At 57.7% G+C, this 16,843-nt stretch carries 20 protein-coding genes; 9 read left to right on the forward strand and 11 right to left on the reverse strand.

Annotated elements, in window-relative coordinates:
- Nucleotides 1-163 precede the first annotated feature (163 nt).
- Nucleotides 164-1,147 (forward strand): acrylyl-CoA reductase (NADPH), encoded by a 984-nt coding sequence (gene acuI, locus PMI23_RS20680; RefSeq protein WP_007912260.1) that lies wholly within the window; start codon nucleotides 164-166, stop codon nucleotides 1,145-1,147.
- Between the two features lie 31 nt (nucleotides 1,148-1,178).
- Here the strand turns inward: acuI and ada are convergent, their stop codons facing one another.
- The 5 genes from ada to PMI23_RS20700 all read right to left on the reverse strand — a co-directional run bounded on the left by ada (nucleotide 1,179) and on the right by PMI23_RS20700 (nucleotide 4,317).
- A complete protein-coding gene (ada, locus tag PMI23_RS20685) occupies nucleotides 1,179-2,246 on the reverse strand; it encodes a bifunctional DNA-binding transcriptional regulator/O6-methylguanine-DNA methyltransferase Ada (protein WP_007912258.1) in 1,068 nt (355 codons plus the stop codon).
- An 88-nt stretch (nucleotides 2,247-2,334) separates the two neighbouring features.
- Nucleotides 2,335-3,000, reverse strand: a complete 666-nt coding sequence (alkB, locus tag PMI23_RS20690) for a DNA oxidative demethylase AlkB (protein ID WP_007912257.1) — start codon at nucleotides 2,998-3,000, stop codon at nucleotides 2,335-2,337.
- A gap of 5 nt (nucleotides 3,001-3,005) precedes the next feature.
- Nucleotides 3,006-3,716, reverse strand: coding sequence for a 2OG-Fe(II) oxygenase (locus tag PMI23_RS20695; RefSeq protein WP_007912254.1), 711 nt, complete (start codon nucleotides 3,714-3,716; stop codon nucleotides 3,006-3,008).
- Nucleotides 3,717-3,809: 93 nt separating this feature from the next.
- On the reverse strand, nucleotides 3,810-3,986 hold the full coding sequence (locus PMI23_RS29685; RefSeq protein ID WP_007912252.1) for a hypothetical protein: 177 nt from the start codon (nucleotides 3,984-3,986) through the stop codon (nucleotides 3,810-3,812).
- A gap of 28 nt (nucleotides 3,987-4,014) precedes the next feature.
- Nucleotides 4,015-4,317 carry a DUF1883 domain-containing protein gene (locus PMI23_RS20700; RefSeq protein WP_007912251.1) on the reverse strand — a complete coding sequence of 101 codons (303 nt, stop codon included), beginning with the start codon at nucleotides 4,315-4,317 and terminating at the stop codon, nucleotides 4,015-4,017.
- Between the two features lie 210 nt (nucleotides 4,318-4,527).
- Between PMI23_RS20700 and PMI23_RS20705 the strand changes: the two genes are divergently transcribed.
- Both PMI23_RS20705 and PMI23_RS20710 read left to right on the forward strand, forming a co-directional pair.
- The gene (locus PMI23_RS20705) at nucleotides 4,528-4,884 is read left to right on the forward strand and encodes a hypothetical protein (protein WP_007912249.1); all 357 of its coding nucleotides are present in this window, start codon (nucleotides 4,528-4,530) and stop codon (nucleotides 4,882-4,884) included.
- 71 nt (nucleotides 4,885-4,955) lie between these two features.
- Nucleotides 4,956-5,186: a hypothetical protein gene (locus PMI23_RS20710; protein ID WP_007912247.1), complete on the forward strand. Its 231-nt coding sequence runs from the start codon at nucleotides 4,956-4,958 to the stop codon at nucleotides 5,184-5,186.
- Nucleotides 5,187-5,189: 3 nt separating this feature from the next.
- Here the strand turns inward: PMI23_RS20710 and PMI23_RS20715 are convergent, their stop codons facing one another.
- Nucleotides 5,190-5,477 (reverse strand): lipoprotein, encoded by a 288-nt coding sequence (locus tag PMI23_RS20715; protein ID WP_042704992.1) that lies wholly within the window; start codon nucleotides 5,475-5,477, stop codon nucleotides 5,190-5,192.
- Nucleotides 5,478-5,613: 136 nt separating this feature from the next.
- On the reverse strand, nucleotides 5,614-5,799 hold the full coding sequence (locus PMI23_RS20720) for a hypothetical protein (protein ID WP_007912238.1): 186 nt from the start codon (nucleotides 5,797-5,799) through the stop codon (nucleotides 5,614-5,616).
- Between the two features lie 258 nt (nucleotides 5,800-6,057).
- On the opposite strand from PMI23_RS20720, the gene galU reads away from it, so the two are divergent.
- The gene (gene galU / locus PMI23_RS20725) at nucleotides 6,058-6,897 is read left to right on the forward strand and encodes a UTP--glucose-1-phosphate uridylyltransferase GalU (RefSeq protein WP_007912230.1); all 840 of its coding nucleotides are present in this window, start codon (nucleotides 6,058-6,060) and stop codon (nucleotides 6,895-6,897) included.
- Between the two features lie 128 nt (nucleotides 6,898-7,025).
- On the forward strand, nucleotides 7,026-8,384 hold the full coding sequence (gene gorA, locus PMI23_RS20730) for a glutathione-disulfide reductase (protein WP_007912228.1): 1,359 nt from the start codon (nucleotides 7,026-7,028) through the stop codon (nucleotides 8,382-8,384).
- On the opposite strand, the gene PMI23_RS20735 is transcribed toward gorA, so the two are convergent.
- Entirely contained in the window at nucleotides 8,381-9,397 is a 1,017-nt protein-coding gene (locus PMI23_RS20735; RefSeq protein WP_007912226.1) for a DNA-binding protein, read from the reverse strand. The genes gorA and PMI23_RS20735 overlap by 4 nt on opposite strands.
- Nucleotides 9,398-9,574: 177 nt before the next feature.
- Between PMI23_RS20735 and PMI23_RS20740 the strand changes: the two genes are divergently transcribed.
- From PMI23_RS20740 to ahpF, 3 genes are all read left to right on the forward strand, one after another.
- Nucleotides 9,575-10,513, forward strand: coding sequence for a site-specific integrase (locus PMI23_RS20740; RefSeq protein WP_007912225.1), 939 nt, complete (start codon nucleotides 9,575-9,577; stop codon nucleotides 10,511-10,513).
- 137 nt (nucleotides 10,514-10,650) lie between these two features.
- Complete coding sequence (ahpC, locus tag PMI23_RS20745; RefSeq protein WP_007912224.1) at nucleotides 10,651-11,214, forward strand: alkyl hydroperoxide reductase subunit C; 564 nt, start codon at nucleotides 10,651-10,653, stop codon at nucleotides 11,212-11,214.
- A 124-nt stretch (nucleotides 11,215-11,338) separates the two neighbouring features.
- Entirely contained in the window at nucleotides 11,339-12,901 is a 1,563-nt protein-coding gene (gene ahpF, locus PMI23_RS20750) for an alkyl hydroperoxide reductase subunit F (RefSeq protein ID WP_007912223.1), read from the forward strand.
- Between the two features lie 374 nt (nucleotides 12,902-13,275).
- Here the strand turns inward: ahpF and gloA are convergent, their stop codons facing one another.
- Nucleotides 13,276-13,797 carry a lactoylglutathione lyase gene (gene gloA / locus PMI23_RS20755; protein WP_007912219.1) on the reverse strand — a complete coding sequence of 174 codons (522 nt, stop codon included), beginning with the start codon at nucleotides 13,795-13,797 and terminating at the stop codon, nucleotides 13,276-13,278.
- 139 nt (nucleotides 13,798-13,936) lie between these two features.
- Between gloA and PMI23_RS20760 the strand changes: the two genes are divergently transcribed.
- The gene (locus tag PMI23_RS20760) at nucleotides 13,937-14,455 is read left to right on the forward strand and encodes a DUF4946 domain-containing protein (protein WP_007912218.1); all 519 of its coding nucleotides are present in this window, start codon (nucleotides 13,937-13,939) and stop codon (nucleotides 14,453-14,455) included.
- A 217-nt stretch (nucleotides 14,456-14,672) separates the two neighbouring features.
- On the opposite strand, the gene PMI23_RS20765 is transcribed toward PMI23_RS20760, so the two are convergent.
- On the reverse strand, nucleotides 14,673-15,038 hold the full coding sequence (locus PMI23_RS20765; protein ID WP_007912217.1) for a histone-like nucleoid-structuring protein, MvaT/MvaU family: 366 nt from the start codon (nucleotides 15,036-15,038) through the stop codon (nucleotides 14,673-14,675).
- 235 nt (nucleotides 15,039-15,273) lie between these two features.
- Nucleotides 15,274-16,809 (reverse strand): EAL domain-containing protein, encoded by a 1,536-nt coding sequence (locus PMI23_RS20770; protein ID WP_007912216.1) that lies wholly within the window; start codon nucleotides 16,807-16,809, stop codon nucleotides 15,274-15,276.
- Nucleotides 16,810-16,843: the final 34 nt, after the last annotated feature.

Consider the following 16,843-nt stretch of genomic DNA (forward strand, 5'->3'; position numbering starts at 1 on the left):
TTCTGAAGGAATAACGGTGAAACCACGACCGTCGAAAAAGCATAGTCGCCCGTGTTGGAAATACCCGGCGGATTCGCCGATTGGCACAAAGTCGTATGTGGCAGCGTGTTGCAATGTGGTATTTCAAGGCACGACATTCTGAAAACAGTCATACGAGGCAGTCATGTTCAACGCCATTGTGATCGACAAAGACGACAGCGGTTATCGCGCCAGCCTGCAGCAAGTCAACGAAGATCAGTTGCCCGAAGGCGATGTCACCGTCGCTGTTGCGTACAGCACGCTGAACTTCAAGGATGGGCTGGCGATTACCGGCAGCAGTCCGGTGGTACGCAAGTTTCCGATGGTGCCGGGGATCGACCTGGCGGGCAGCGTAGAAGCCAGTTCGCACCCCGACTATAAGGTGGGTGATCAGGTGGTGCTCAATGGCTGGGGTGTCGGCGAAAATCACTGGGGTGGTCTGGCGCAGAAGGCGCGGCTCAATGGCGACTGGCTGATTCCATTGCCCAAAGCCTTCACCGCAGCGCAAGCCATGGCCGTCGGTACGGCCGGGTATACGGCGATGCTGTGCATTCTGGCACTCGAACGTAATGGCGTGACGCCCGATCAGGGTGAGGTGTTGGTCACGGGGGCCAACGGTGGCGTTGGCAGTTTCGCCATCGCTTTGCTGAGCAAGCTCGGCTACCGCGTCGTCGCATCCACCGGCCGTGTTTCCGAGCATGAGTATCTGAAGCAGTTGGGCGCCACTGAAATCATCGACCGCGCGACCTTGTCAGCGCCCGGCAAGCCACTGGCCAAAGAGCGCTGGGCAGCGGTGATCGATTCGGTAGGCAGTCATACGCTGGCCAATGCCTGCGCCAGCACTCGCTCCGAAGGCACCGTCGCCGCCTGTGGTCTGGCGCAGGGCATGGATTTCCCGGCGTCGGTTGCTCCGTTCATTTTGCGTGGTGTGACACTGGCCGGCATCAACAGCGTGACCCAGCCCAAGGCGCGCCGCGTCGAAGCGTGGGAGCGTCTGGCCAAGGATCTGGATTTCTCCTTGCTGGCATTGATCAGCCATGAAATCGGCCTGAACGAGGCGATTGATGCGGCGCCGAAGTTACTTGCCGGACAGCTTCGCGGGCGGGTTGTAGTGGACGTTAATCGCTGACAATGTCAGTCGCGATCGACCTCGGCATCCGTCAAGCCTGTGTCTCGCGCTCAAGCAATTGACGTTTGCGCTCGACGCCCCAGCGATAGCCCGAAAGATTGCCATCGCTGCGCACCACGCGGTGGCAAGGGATCGCCACCGCCAAACGGTTGGCCCCACAGGCCTGGGCTACCGCGCGCATGGATGTCGGTGCGCCAATGCGCTGGGCAATCTCGGCGTAGCTGGCCGTCTGGCCCAGCGGAATTTCCCGCAGCGCCTGCCACACGCGTTCCTGAAACGCCGTGCCTCGCACGTCCAGTGGCAGGTCCAGGCCAATCGCCGGCGCTTCGATAAATCCCACGACTCTGGCGATCAATTGCTCGAAACCGCTATCGGCGCCAATCAGGTTGGCCTTGCGAAACTGGTCCTGCAGATCGCACACCAATTGATGCGGATCGTCACCCAGCAGAATCGCACACACACCGCGCTCGCTTTGCGCCACCAGAATCGCTCCTAGCGAGCATTGGCCGACGGCGAAGCGAATGTCGTTGTTCTTCCCGGCCGCGCGATAGTCGCCGGGTTTCATCCCCAACAAATGATCTGCTGATTCATAGAAACGGCTATTGGAATTGAAACCGGCGTCATACAACGCATCGGTTACCGAGCCGCCGTCTGCCAGGCGCTCACGGACTTTGCGCGAGCGATGCGCCGTTGCGTAGCCCTTGGGCGTCAACCCCGTCGCGGCCTTGAAGACACGATGGAAGTGAAACGGACTCAGGCCAGCGGTTTGCGCCAGTTCGTTGAGCGCCGGCAACGTCTCGGCGGATTCGATTTGGCGGCAGGCAATGGCGACGGTCGCGGCATGCTGCGCGGCGACATCACTTTGATCCTTGCTGGTTCTTTTGCTCGGCCGATAGCCGGCAGCCTCGGCCTGTTCAGCGGTATCGAAAAACTCGACGTTCTGCGGTTTCGGCAAGCGCGCAAGGCTGCTCGGGCGGCAGTAGATGCCGGTGGTTTTCACCGCGTAGACAAATTGCCCGTCCGCCCGTGAATCTCGCGCAACCACAGCGGCCCAGCGTGGGTCTGTTTCAATCGTGAAAGGAGTCGAAAGCGTTTTCATGAGGGTTTGTCCGTTGACCTGTTTGATTCAGGTTAACCAGCGTCGCAAGGCGCAACACTCCGGGCCTTGCGGTCAAATTTTTTGCAGACTATCCGGCCACGCGAAAGGTCAGATTGATCCGCTGTTCCCCCAGGCGCGGATGCCGTCCTTGCTTGATCGGCAGTACACCGTGAAAACGCAAGCGATCAACGCCACCCCAGACCACCATGTCGCCATGCAGCAAGGCAATGCGCTGGCTCTTGTCGCTGCGATTGAAACCGCCGAAGAGGAACATTGCCGGCAACCCCAGTGACAGCGAAACGATCGGTGCACTGTAGGCCTTTTCGTCTTTATCCTGGTGCAATGACATCTTGGCGCCGGGGACATAGCGGTTGATCAGGCAGGAATCGGCGTTGAAGTCAGCGAATCCGGCTTGCGCGGCTGCCGAGTGCGCCAGTGCCGCGAATACTTCCGGCATTGGCGGCCATGGCAAATGACTGAGCGGATCGACGCCTGAATAACGATAGCCATAGCGATCAGTGATCCAGCCCAAAGCGCCGCAACTGCTAGTGCCCACCGACATGCTGAATCCACCCGGCGTGACCATGTGGCGCAACGGCGCTGCGGCAAGAATCGTATCCAGCGCCGGCAGGATCTGCTCGATCAGCGGCAGGGCAAAACCATGCAGCAGCCACGATTGCTCGCCAATCTGCTCGGCGCGGGGGCGTTGCTCGGGTTCATGATCGGCGAACAGATCGAAAGTGTTCGGTTGCATGTAGGTCAGGTGGCGTCGTGAAAGATGATGCCTAGGGTATGCCTTTTTCCACTGTGCAGGCGACTGACGCCGTGGCGCATCGTTACCCGATAATCACCGCGCACGCCTTTGACCGGGCGCTGGTTCACGGCAAAGATCACCGCATCACCTTTCGTCAGATCGAGTACGTGCGGGCGAGACTGCATGCGCGGGCGCTGCTCGGTGAGAACGAATTCGCCCCCACTGAAGTCTTGCCCGGGTTCTGACAGAAGTATCGCCACTTGCAGCGGAAACACCGATTCGCCGTACAGGTCCTGATGCAGGCAGTTGTAGTCCTGCGCGCCGTACTGCAAAAGAAGCGGGGTAGGGCGTAGTTGACCGGCGGCATGGCAGCGCTGAAGAAATTCGGCATGGCTCGGCGGAAAACGCTCGCGCAGGTTCATGCGTTCGTACCAGCGATTGGCCAAGGCAACCAGGCACGGGTACAGTGCGCCGCGAAGGCGTTCTACGGGTGTCGGCAGGGGATAACGAAAATATTTGTACTCGCCACGACCGAAACCGTGGCGGGCCATGATGACCTGCGAACGAAACGGTTCGGTCTGCTGATACAGCGCACTCAATTGATCGCAGGTTTTAGTCAGCAGCAGCGAACGGACGATCGCGTAGCCGTCCTGATCCAGTTGCCGCTCAAGGCTTGCCCAGTCGAGTGAATCCAGACGAGAGGGTGACATCGACATGCTGACTCCTTGACGCTTGGTCGAAGAAAATCAGTCTAGGCAGGGCCTCGCGGCAGAACACTCCGCCGCTTGCGGTCGAATTCCTGTCGATGCTTACAGCGCTTTGCTGACGGCGATCTCGCTGATCACGTCGTCGCTCTGGCCGTGAAGGGCATCCAAAGCAGCCTTGGCTTCTTCGGCAGTGCCGTTTTCCAGCTGCGCGAACTCAAAGCGGCGTTCACCGTTGAGTTTGTATTTGATGACGTATTTGGTCGTTTGGGCCACGGTCATGCATTCCTTTCTGGTTGGACGGCTTGTCTCAGCTGAGTTTGGTGCTGGAGCGGCGGATGATCTTGATCGAGTGAGTCAGCGTCGGCTTGCGGGTCACGCTGATCGCACGGCGGTTGACGGTGTCGATGGTGATGTTCCAGAAACCGGTGCTCGGCGCGGTGATACGGGCCGGAAAGGTGTCGAAGGCGCCGCCGTGATAGGTGTGACGGCCGCCGTTTTTGAAGCTGCGGAAGTTGGCGTCGTTCATCAGACGGATGTTGCACATTTGCGAGCATTGGATGACGACGATGTCGTCTTCGTTGAGGTGTTCGCGCTGGTGAATGAATTTCATGGGCGCCTCCAGAAGGGCTTTTTCTACAAAATCAAAACGATAGCTTGTAATTGCGCGCAGTTTATCAGCCCGCACGGGTTATTATCTGGCCGTCGGGCGTTGGTTTGACAATTTTGAACAGATATTCGCAATCGGATGCGGGTTAAATGCAGAAGGCCCCGGAGAAAAACGGCATTTGTGCTGTCGGACGGTCTTTAACGGAGGTTTTGTATGAAGTGGGGTGTGGTGTGTCTACCGTTGATTCTGGCTGTGGGTGGTTGTGCGAGTGTTTCCGAAATCAATGAAACGCTGCCGACCGTGAGCGTAATCTCCGGCAAGAAACCCCATGAATATGCCCAATGCCTGGCCGAGAAGCTGGCGGACAGCCGCGGTGCGCTGCAAATGCAGCCGCACAAGGACGGGGTTCGGGTGATCGTCCCGGGTAAATTTTCCACCGGCGCGGCAGCGGTATTTGATATCGAAGATCGCTCCGGCGGCAGCAGCATCAAGTTGCATGAGCGCATGTCGAATGTGCCAGTACGTCCGCGTGATGTGCGAAACGCCGCCAATGCGTGTATTTCCGGCTGATAGACTGATTGTCATCAGCAACGATGCCGTCGCAGTCATGCTGTGACGGCATTTTCATTTCTGGAGTCGCGATGAAGCGAGAGCAAGTACGGGAGCGCCACGTAGAGGGCCTGATCTCTGCCACCCATGTCATCCAGAACCCGGCGAATCCGGGGGAGTGGATCGTGTTTTTCAAGAAGAGCGCCGGACGCAGTTATTTTCTGGTCGACGAAAACGACGAAGTCGAGTCGTTCAACCGTCTCGACGATCTGATCGAAGTCGTACGCGGACTCGGGATCAAATTCGCCGAAATTCATATGTAAGGTCTATTTGCAGACCACGACAACGTTGCGGTTCTTGTAGTTGCCGACATCGACTCCCAGCGTTTTGTCGCTTTCCTTGGGCTGAGGCGTACCGTCAGTGCCGACGATGCGATAACCGGTGCCTGCACAGGACGCATCGGCTTTTTCATAGCAGGTCGCCCAGGAGTTGGCTTCGCCGGAGCAATCGATCGACAGGCCCTGTTCACCGTTGTTCAGGTACGTGGGTTGGGAGGTCGCGCAGCCGGCCAGTGCCAATACCGCTATCAGGGGCAGCCATTTTTTCAAAGTCATGTTCGGGGTCTTCAGCAAGGGGGACTAGACGCTCTGACAGCGCCGGTGTGAAAAGGTTATAGCGTTTGGCCACTTGTTTGTCAGCGGGCACAAAAAAGCCCTGCACAAGGGCAGGGCTGCGGCGTGTCGGGACTGATCAGTCCTGATCTTTGCCGCGGCGCTTGGCCGATGCCGGAGTGTCCGTGAATACGGAAGCCACATCGGTGGCCATTTGTTCGCTGTCGAAAGGCCCGGCGATGTGTTCGCCATTGGTGGTGGTCAGCGTCCACTTGCCGTCTTTCTTGTCGATCACATACCCGTTGATGATTTTTACCGCGGCCATCTATCTGTCTCGTTCGCTGGTTCAAAGGCGCCATGATACCGCCAAATGCTGGCATTGGGGGGCGATGAGCGTATGGTAATCCGGATTGTCGACAGCTATGAGCTACGCTGATCTGGCTGCGTCAGGATGCCGATGGAACTATCGGCGAGAATATTTCTCTATGTTGGCATCGGTTAGCCAGTGCGGGGCATTGTAAGGTGTACGCCGCCTGATTAGACTGCGCCGAAACTCGTACACACAGCCCTTTCAAGGACTTATATGATCAAGAAATGCTTGTTCCCAGCAGCCGGTTACGGTACTCGCTTCCTGCCAGCGACTAAAGCCATGCCTAAAGAAATGCTGCCGGTGGTAAACAAGCCACTGATCCAGTACGGCGTTGAAGAAGCTCTGGATGCCGGCCTGACGGAAATCTCCATCGTCACCGGTCGTGGCAAGCGTGCTCTGGAAGACCACTTCGACATCAGCTACGAGCTGGAAAACCAGATCAAAGGCACCGACAAAGAGAAATACCTGGTCGGTATCCGCAAACTGCTCGACGAGTGCTCGTTCTCCTACACCCGTCAAACTGAAATGAAAGGCCTGGGTCACGCGATCCTGACCGGCCGCCCGCTGATCGGCGACGAACCGTTCGCCGTGGTCCTAGCGGATGACCTGTGCGTCAACCTCGAAGGCGACGGCGTACTGACCCAAATGGTCAAGCTGTACAAGCAGTTCCGCTGCTCGATCATCGCCATCCAGGAAGTCGATCCGCAGGAAACCAGCAAATATGGCGTTATCGCTGGCGAGATGATTCGCGACGACATCTACCGCGTTCACAGCATGGTCGAGAAGCCAAAGCCGGAAGACGCGCCGTCGAACCTGGCAATCATCGGCCGTTACATCCTGACCCCGGACATCTTCGACCTGATCGAACAGACCGAGCCAGGCAAGGGCGGCGAAATCCAGATCACCGACGCCCTGATGAAACAAGCCCAGAACGGCTGCGTCATGGCCTACAAGTTCAAAGGCAAGCGATTCGACTGCGGTGGCGCTGAAGGCTACATCGAAGCGACCAACTTCTGCTTCGAGAACTTCTACAAGACTGGCAAGGCTTACTAAGAGCGCTTGATTGGTCTGTAAGAAAAACCCGCTTCGGCGGGTTTTTTCATTTTGCGCCCCCATATGACTGGCAGTGCTTGCCCAATGGGCGTCTGCAGGTATGCTGATCCCCTGCCGAGGAGATAGAAATGGCCTACGATTTTGACCTTTATGTGATTGGTGCCGGTTCCGGCGGTGTGCGCGCTGCGCGTTTTGCGGCCGGTTTCGGTGCGAAAGTGGCGGTGGCGGAGAGCCGTTATCTGGGCGGGACCTGCGTCAATGTCGGCTGTGTGCCGAAAAAGCTGCTGGTGTACGGCGCGCATTTCGCCGAAGACTTTGAGCAGGCGTCCGGTTTCGGCTGGAGCCTGGGTGAGGCGAATTTCGATTGGGCGACGCTGATCGCCAACAAGGATCGCGAGATCAATCGCCTCAACGGCATCTATCGCAATCTGCTGGTCAACAGCGGCGTGACCTTGCATGAAGCGCACGCGAAGATCGTTGGCCCGCATGAGGTTGAAGTGAATGGTGAGCGCTACACCGCGAAAAGCATCCTGATTGCCACCGGTGGCTGGCCGCAGATTCCGGAAATTCCGGGGCGCGAACACGCAATTGGTTCCAATGAAGCGTTCTTCCTCAAAGAGCTGCCAAAGCGTGTGCTGGTGGTGGGCGGCGGTTATATCGCGGTCGAATTCGCCGGGATTTTCCACGGCCTCGGTGCAAATACCACGCTGCTTTATCGCGGTGATCTGTTCCTGCGCGGCTTCGATGGTTCGGTGCGCAAGCATTTACAGGAAGAGCTGACCAAGCGTGGTCTGGATCTGCAATTCAATGCCGACATCGCGCGCATCGACAAGCAGGCTGACGGCAGCTTGAAAGCGACCCTCAAGGATGGTCGTGAGCTGGAGGCGGATTGCATTTTCTACGCCACGGGGCGGCGTCCGATGCTTGACAATCTGGGCCTGGAAAACACCGATGTGCAGCTCACCGACAAAGGCTTCATCAAAGTCGACGAGCAATACCAGACCAGCGAGCCATCGATTCTGGCGCTGGGCGATGTCATTGGTCGTGTGCAACTGACGCCAGTGGCATTGGCTGAAGGTATGGCCGTGGCGCGTCGTCTGTTCAGACCTGAGCAATACCGTCCGGTGGATTACAAGATGATCCCGACGGCGGTGTTCAGCCTGCCGAACATCGGCACGGTCGGTTTGACCGAGGAAGAAGCGCGCGACGCGGGTCATGATGTGGTGATCTTCGAGAGCCGTTTCCGACCGATGAAGCTGACCCTGACCGAGTGCCAGGAGAAGACGCTGATGAAGCTGGTGGTCGACGGCGAGACCGACAAAGTCCTCGGCTGCCACATGGTCGGCCCGGACGCTGGCGAGATCGTTCAGGGTTTGGCGATTGCGTTGAAGGCTGGCGCAACCAAGCGTGACTTCGACGACACGATCGGGGTACACCCGACGGCCGCCGAAGAGTTCGTCACCATGCGTACGCCGGTCGGCGCTTAAGCGTCTTTCGGTTTGGCTGAGTCTGGCGCTGCCGCAACGGTGGGCGCCAGACGCTGGCTTTCTTCCAGGCTTGCCTGGGCCTTGTTCAATTCCTTTTCCAGTGACTGGTTGAGCAGCGTCTGCTCCTCGACGCTCTGTTTGAGTGTCTGGCTTTCCAGGGTGGCTACGCGCAAGCGTTCCTGGAGGAGGGTGCGCTCACTGTCGACGCGGGTCGCTTGTTCGAGCAGTTGATCCTGACGCTGATTGCTCTGCTTGAGCTGATCTTGCAACAGGCTCAGTTCGCGCTGGGTGCCACGGTTTTCCGTGAGCAGGCGTTCGTTGTCGCGGTGCAGTTGGGTGATCTCGTCCTGGCGGACCAATGCACTTTGCTGCGCCTGACGCAATTCGGCCTGAATCTGCTGCACCTGCGCTTCGTGGCGGCTCTGTTCCTGCTCGCGCTGCTCTTTGCTGGCGTTGCGGTAGTGCTCCAGCGCGTCACGGGCATGCAGGTGTTTTTCTTCCAGCGAGCGGATCTGCTCGTCCTTGTCCTGCAAGCGCAATTCAAAATCCGCCAATGCCTGATTCAGCCCGGCATTGCGGGTTTGCTCGGTTTGCAGCATTGACCGCGTGTTGTTCAGCGCTTCGGATTCGCGCTCCAGTGCGGCGCCTTGAATGTCGTGGTCGTGTTCGAGCTTTTCCAGCGCCTGGCGCGTTTGTTTCAGCTCCGACTCCAGTGCTTCGCGCTGTTCCTCGAACTGCTCACGGGCCTGCTCGATGGGCTCTTGCGCCTGTTCTTTGAGGCGCTGGGCGAGACGAGAGACGAGGGCGGTCAACTCGTCATCGATGGGCTCCGCCGAGGCTTCAACCGGCTGCGCGCCGTCATCCAGGTCTTTCAAATAACGATGGATCGTGGTTTTCGAGCCGGTGTTGCCCATTTCGATGCGTACTGCATCGATGCTCGGGTGTTCGCCACGGGCGAGGATCGCTGTGCGCGCGATCTGCACCAGTGCTTTGGTAATGCCGCCACGGGCCATGTGAACTCCTACGGTTACGTACTGTGGTACATGCCACTAAAGTACGCAGTGTACCATCTCAAAAATAAACATAAAACTTTGATAATCAAGACGCGGGATATACTGGTATTACCCAGTGTCAGGCGGCAAAATGCGCATCTGCATCCCCATATCAGTACGCCAGCGAGAAAACAGCCCATGAGCGATCTGGATCGCTATCTGCAAGCGGCCACCCGCGACAACACCCGCCGTAGCTATCGCGCGGCCATCGAGCATTTCGAAGTGAAGTGGGGCGGGTTCTTGCCGGCCACAGCCGACAGCGTCGCGCGGTATCTGGTAGCGCACGCCGAAGAGCTGTCGATCAATACGCTGAAACTGCGTCTGTCGGCGCTGGCGCAGTGGCACAACAGCCAAGGGTTTGCCGATCCGACCAAGGCGCCAGTGGTGCGCAAGGTCTTCAAAGGCATTCGCGCTCTGCACCCGGCGCAAGAGAAACAGGCCGAGCCGTTGCAGTTGCAGGATCTGCAGCGCGTCATCGATTGGCTTGAGCAGGAGGTGCAAACCGCGAAAGAGCAACAGGATCGCCCGATACTGCTCAAGGCTTACCGTGATCGCGCCTTGATCCTGCTGGGGTTCTGGCGCGGCTTCCGCAGCGATGAGTTGTGTCGCTTGCAAATCGAACACGTGCAAGCGCATGCCGGCAAAGGCATTACCTTGTATTTGCCACGCAGCAAGGGTGATCGGGAAAACCTCGGCCAGACCTATCAGGCGCCGGCGCTGCTCAAGTTGTGTCCGGTGCAGGCCTACATCGACTGGATCACTGAGGCGGCGCTGGTGCGTGGCCCGGTTTTTCGTAGCATCGACCGCTGGGGCAATCTGAACGAGGAGGGCTTGCACGCCAACAGCATCATCCCTCTGCTGCGCCAGGCGTTGCAGCGTGCGGGCATTGCCGCCGAAAACTACACCAGCCACTCGCTGCGCCGAGGCTTTGCCACATGGGCACACCAAAGTGGCTGGGATCTGAAGTCGTTGATGAGCTACGTCGGCTGGAAGGATATGAAGTCCGCGATGCGCTATGTTGAAGCCAGCCCATTCCAGGGAATGGCTCGGATTACGGATAAACCGGCTTCGTCGTAGAGATCGTTTTCTTCTATTAATACAGTCAGCTAATAGCGAAAACAAATCAGCAGCATCAGGTTTGCCAATGAGCCATCCGTCGAGTGAGTGGGTAGGATTCACCCATCAACTTCATAACCCCTGACGGAGAGTCATCAATGCCTATCATCAACAGCCAAGTAAAACCGTTCAAAGCTACCGCGTTCAAAAACGGCGACTTCGTTCAAGTCTCGGACGCTGACCTGAAAGGCAAGTGGTCGGTCGTGTTCTTCTACCCAGCCGACTTCACCTTCGTTTGCCCAACCGAGCTGGAAGACCTGGCTGACAACTACGCTGCTTTCCAGAAACTCGGCGTAGAAATCTACAGCGTGTCCACTGACACCCACTTTGCTCACGCTGCCTGGCACAACACTTCGCCAGCCATCGGCAAAATCGAATACACCATGATCGGCGACCCGACCCACGCCATCTCCCGCAACTTCGACGTGCTGATCGAAGAAGTTGGTCTGGCTGACCGTGGCACCTTCGTGATCAACCCTGAAGGCCAGATCAAAATCGTTGAACTGAACGATGGCGGCGTTGGCCGTGACGCTTCCGAGCTGCTGCGCAAGATCAAGGCCGCTCAGTACGTTGCTGCTCACCCAGGCGAAGTTTGCCCAGCCAAGTGGAAAGAAGGCGAGGCCACTCTGGCACCGTCCCTGGACCTGGTCGGCAAGATCTAAGTCTGTGACACGCAACTCGGGGCGGATCTCCGCACCTACTTAAGTTAGCTGCACCGCCCCATAAAAATGCCCGGGCGAGATTCGCTCGGGCTTTTTTTCGCCTCGAATAAAGGAAATCGCCCGTATGTTGGACGCCAATCTTAAAGCCCAGTTGAAATCGTACCTGGAACGGGTCACCCAGCCGATCGAGATCGTTGCCTCCCTCGACGACGGTGCGAAATCCCGTGAAATGCTGGAACTGCTGAAAGACGTTGCCAGTCTTTCGAGCCAAATTACCTTGATCGACAGCGGTGCCGATGCACGCAAGCCATCGTTCTCGATCAACCGCCCGGGCGCTGACATCAGTCTGCGTTTCGCCGGCATCCCGATGGGCCACGAGTTCACCTCGCTGGTACTGGCCTTGCTGCAAGTCGGCGGCCACCCATCGAAAGCCAGTGTTGAAGTGATCGAGCAGATTCGCTCGCTCAAAGGCCAGTTCAGCTTCGAGACTTACTTCTCGCTGTCTTGCCAGAACTGCCCGGACGTGGTCCAGGCGCTGAACCTGATGGCCGTGCTCAATCCGAACATTCGCCACGTCGCCATCGACGGCGCGTTGTTCCAGGACGAAGTCAACGATCGCAAGATCATGGCCGTGCCGAGCATCTACCTCAATGGTGAAAACTTCGGCCAGGGCCGCATGGGCCTGGAAGAGATTCTCGCCAAACTGGACACCGGCGCCATCGAGCGTCAGGCCGAGAAGATCAGCGCTAAAGAGGCCTTCGACGTGTTGGTTGTCGGCGGTGGCCCGGCCGGTGCTTCGGCAGCGATTTACGCTGCACGTAAAGGCATCCGCACCGGCGTCGCGGCTGAGCGTTTCGGCGGTCAGGTGCTCGACACCATGGCTATCGAGAACTTCATCTCCGTGCAGGAAACCGAAGGGCCGAAACTGGCCACGGCGCTGGAAGAACACGTCAAGCAGTACGACGTCGACATCATGAACCTGCAACGCGCCGACAAGCTGATCCCGGGCAAAAACGGCGAGCTGCATGAAGTCCGCTTCGCCAGCGGCGCAACCCTCAAAGCCAAGAGTGTGATTCTGGCGACCGGTGCGCGATGGCGTGAAATGAACGTGCCGGGCGAGCAGGAATACCGCAACAAAGGCGTGGCGTACTGCCCGCACTGCGACGGCCCATTGTTCAAGGGCAAGCGCGTGGCAGTGATCGGTGGCGGTAACTCCGGCGTCGAAGCGGCCATCGACCTGGCCGGGATCGTGTCGCACGTAACGCTGCTGGAGTTCGACGTACAACTGCGTGCTGACGCCGTATTGCAACGCAAGCTGCACAGCCTGCCGAACGTCACCGTGATCACCAGTGCGCAAACCACTGAAGTCACCGGCAATGGCGAGAAGGTCAACGGTCTGCGCTACAAGGATCGCAACACTGACGAGCTGCGCACTGTCGAGCTGGAAGGGATCTTCGTGCAGATTGGTTTGTTGCCGAACACTGACTGGCTGAAGGGCACCATCGAGCTGTCGCCGCGTGGCGAGATCATTGTCGATAACCGCGGTGAAACGTCGATTCCAGGCATCTTTGCAGCGGGTGACGTGACCACTGTGCCGTACAAGCAGATCGTGATTGCGGTGGGCGAGGGCGCCAAGGCTTCGCTGAGCGCTTTTGATCATTTGATCCGCACGTCGGCTCCTGCGTAACTGCCGGGCCAGAAATGAAAAAACCCATGAGCGATCATGGGTTTTTTATTGCGCGTGAAAAGCAGCCCCTCACCCCAGCCCTCTCCCGAAGGAGAGGGGGCCGACCGAGGTGTCTGGCGTTTTCCATCGACCTGAAAGCGCCAGTCGATTATGGATACAGCGCCAGCCGTTAAAGTCGGTGAACCTGCGCAATATCCCCCAATCAGCCCCTCTCCCTGTGGGAGAGGGAGCCGGCCGAGAAGTGGTGCGTCGACTTGTAAGACCTAATCGATTATGGATTCAACGCCAATCGTTCAAGTCGGTGTAACTCTGCAATATCCCCCAATCAGTTCCCTCTCCCCCAGGGAGAGGGCTAGGGTGAGGGGCTTTTGCTTTTACAGCGGCGCAGGTTGAATAATCTCGACCCAGTAACCATCCGGATCCTTGATGAACGCCAGGCTTTTCATGCGGCCATCGCTCAGACGCTTCTGGAAGTCGCAGCCCAGTTCTTCAAAACGCGCACAGGCCGAGACAATATCCGGCACCGAAATGCAGATATGGCCAAAACCACGCGGGTCGGTATTGCCGTTGTGATAAGCGAAATCGGCGTCGTTCTCAGTGCCGTGGTTGTGAGTCAGTTCCAGAATGCCTGGAATCGACTTCATCCACTCGGTGCGAGCCGCTGCGTCAGCCGGGATCTGTGCCTTGTCGACCAGCGCGAGGAAGTACAGGCTGAACTCGGCTTCCGGGAAGTCGCGCTTCTCAACCAGCGAGAAACCCAGCACGCGAGTGTAGAAGTCCAGGGATTGGGTGATGTCTTTGACGCGCAACATGGTGTGGTTGAAGACGAAGTTGCGGGTTGCGCTGTCTGGGGTGGCAGTGACGCCGGGGAAAGTGTTGAGTTCGTGCAGGCTCATGGGCCCTCCAATAACTATGGGCGAGTGAATGGGCGCAATGATACGCATGCCTGTCGGCATCGCCAAATGAAAGGGCAGGCTTGCCCTGCGTGCGGGCGAGCCTCAGACTTTACCGCTCAATCTGTGAGTGCGCCCGGCAATGATCCGACTGTTCAAATCCCTGTTTGTTTTTTCTTTTTTGTCGCTGGTGGCGGTGTGCGCGTCGGCGGACGAACCGAGCATCACCTGGCCGGCCGGCTGGGAAGTCGAGGCGCTGCCTCCGGTGACGGCACAGGTTTCCCGTCAGCGAGCGGTGAAGAATGATGCCAATGGCAATCAGGTGATGGTGATGGAATTGACCATGACTCAGGTTGAGAAGGGCCACCAGGTCAATTTGCAGGGCGTGCTGCTGGAAATGCGCAAGTCGATACAGAAGGACTTCTTCCAGGGCGGCTACCAAAGCGTCTGCAACAAAGTGCATGCGGCGACGCTGGGTTCTTTGTCGGCGCTGGAAACCACTTGCACGATCACCGAAAACGGTCGGCATGTGTTGTCGCAAACCCTGGTAGCGGCGGTAGAGGCGGACAAGGCTTATGTTCTTTCCTACGCCGGACAAGCTGAGGTTTATAAGGCGAGCGCAGACGAGATAGTGGCGGCGAGAAACAGCTTGAAACTTTAAGCCGCTGTACTCTTCACGGCGAAGGTTAGATACCCGAAGGGATTAAGTACAAAGTTTAACGTGGTCATGATCGTAACATCGCGCAGCAAAATGTTTGGCGTCTGGCTCAGCAACGTTACAGAAAACTCGAAACTTCTTCGATGAAATTCATTTCATTTGTTAGATATTGTCAATAAAAAAGCCCTGCATGATGCAGGGCTTTTTTGTTGGCGAGGGATTAACCGCGCAACCAGGAGTCAACGGTGGCAGCACCGTATTGTTCCTTCCAGGCTTTCAGGCCGCGGTGGTTGCCGCCCTTGGTTTCGATCAGTTCACCGGTGTGCGGGTTGTGATAAACCTTGACCACGCGAGCGCGGCGGGTTTTAGGCGCTGCAGAGGTCTGCAGACCGGATTTTGCCGGGTTCGGATCGAGGATGGCGATGATGTCTTTCAGGCCTTTGCCGTAGGTTTTCATCAGCCCCTGGAGCTTTTCTTCGAATTCGATTTCTTTCTTGAGCCCGGCATCGTTCTTCAGCGATTCCAGCTGCTTGAGCTGTTCCTGAAGGGCCTTTTCAGCTGCACGAAATTCAGCGAGTCTGGACAATATCTTTACTCCAATAGTGTGTTTGGCTGATACCAACCGCAAACAAAGCTAATAAGCCAAGAGCCTTGAAGCGACTCGGTGATAAATGGCTCACCTGCCAATCTTGCTCAGGTTGAAAAAATTGTAGTAGTTAATGCGCCAAGAGTAAATCCTGATGTTGTCTTCATGTAACAACAGCGGTCTTTTGTATCAATTTGGTGCGCCTGATCGGGACGCTCGTCTTAATCCGGCTTAGTTAATGGTGAGTTAATGCGCTGATGAACTCCGCGGCCGGCATCGGTTTGCCGAACAGGTAGCCTTGCAGAAAGTTGACGTGATGTGCAGTCAGATAATCGGCTTGCGCCTGAGTTTCGACACCTTCGGCAACAATACCCAGATCAAGCTTGGCCGAGAGTTCGATAATGGTATCGAGAATGTGTCGGGACAGCGCATCGACGCCGATCATGGCGACGAAACTCTGATCGATCTTGAGGAAATCCACATTGAATTTGCGCAAGTAGCCGAGGCTTGAATGACCGGTACCGAAGTCGTCAATCGCGATCTTCACGCCCAGTGCATGCAGTTGCTCGAACAGTTGCCGGGTGATGTCGGTCGGCTCGATCAATTCGCGCTCGGTCAACTCCAACACCAGGCTGACGCTGTCGGGCACGAACGCGGCGAGAAACGCCCGGCAGTCCTCCACCAGTTCCAGATCCTTGCAATGGCTCGCGGTGATATTGATGCCGATATGAAAGGGCGGGGTGAACGTTGATGACAGCGGTCCCAGCAGCGCAGCGGTTTGTTGCATCAAGGCGCGGGTCATCGGCACGATCAACCCCGAATGCTCGGCGAATGGAATAAACAGGTCCGGGCGCACCAGTCCTTCTTTGGGGTGAGTCCAGCGCATCAGCACTTCGGCCCCCGACCACTTCTTGCTGTCGCCATGCACTACGGGCTGAAAGTAAGGAATGAATTCGCCTGCCTCGAGCGCCCGAAGCATCTCGTGGCTCGGAGACGTCGAGCGCTTCTGCAAGACATGGCCGATGGCACCCGAGACCACGCCAAAAAAGATCAGCAGACTGAACAGCGGCGGGTATTCATCGGCCATGTAGCGCCAGGTTTCGCCCTCGGGAAATCCCGCAGAAACGCTGAACGCATAACGCGAAGAATCGAGTGTGTGTTGTGCTATCGGCAACGCGGGCAGGGCGCCAGTGTGTACTTTGCCGTCGGCCGACAGCCAGTTGTCACCCACTTGCAGCACCAGCAACATGTGCCGGCCGATCAGACGCAACATGTTGCTTAGATGGTAGCCGTCGAGTGTCGTCAGTGCGCCGCCGCGACCCTCGCTGAGCCGATAGACCAACAGAGCGGTGTTGGGTGTTACCGGGTTGCCATTCATCAGCCACAACTTGCCCTGGTTGTAGTCGCCCGCGTTGACGGCTTCCTTGAAGTCGCCAAACAACGAACTGCAATAGAGGTTGTCGTCCCACACCAGATTGGTCGAGCGCACGAACGGGCGACGGGTCACTTGCTCGCGCAGGGCGAGCTTGACGTTCTCACAAGTCTGGCCGGCCAGAGGCAGCAATTCACGGGCTGCCTGGGCCGTGTTGTCGAGCATCAATTCGAATTGGCGCAACGCCTCTTCCGCAGTCTGTTGTGAACCTTGTTCCAGCGTGCGTTCGGCCTGCACGTAGAGAATTACGCTGCCCAGCAGCACCGGAAGCAAGCCACTGAGCAGTGTGACGACGATGCGGGCGCTGCGTTTGCGGCGGGGTCTGGCGGTCAACGGCATGGGCGCATCCTGTCGCGGTGGAGTGGGGCTCTCG

The organism is Pseudomonas sp. GM24 (genome assembly GCF_000282235.1).
Lineage (GTDB): Bacteria > Pseudomonadota > Gammaproteobacteria > Pseudomonadales > Pseudomonadaceae > Aquipseudomonas.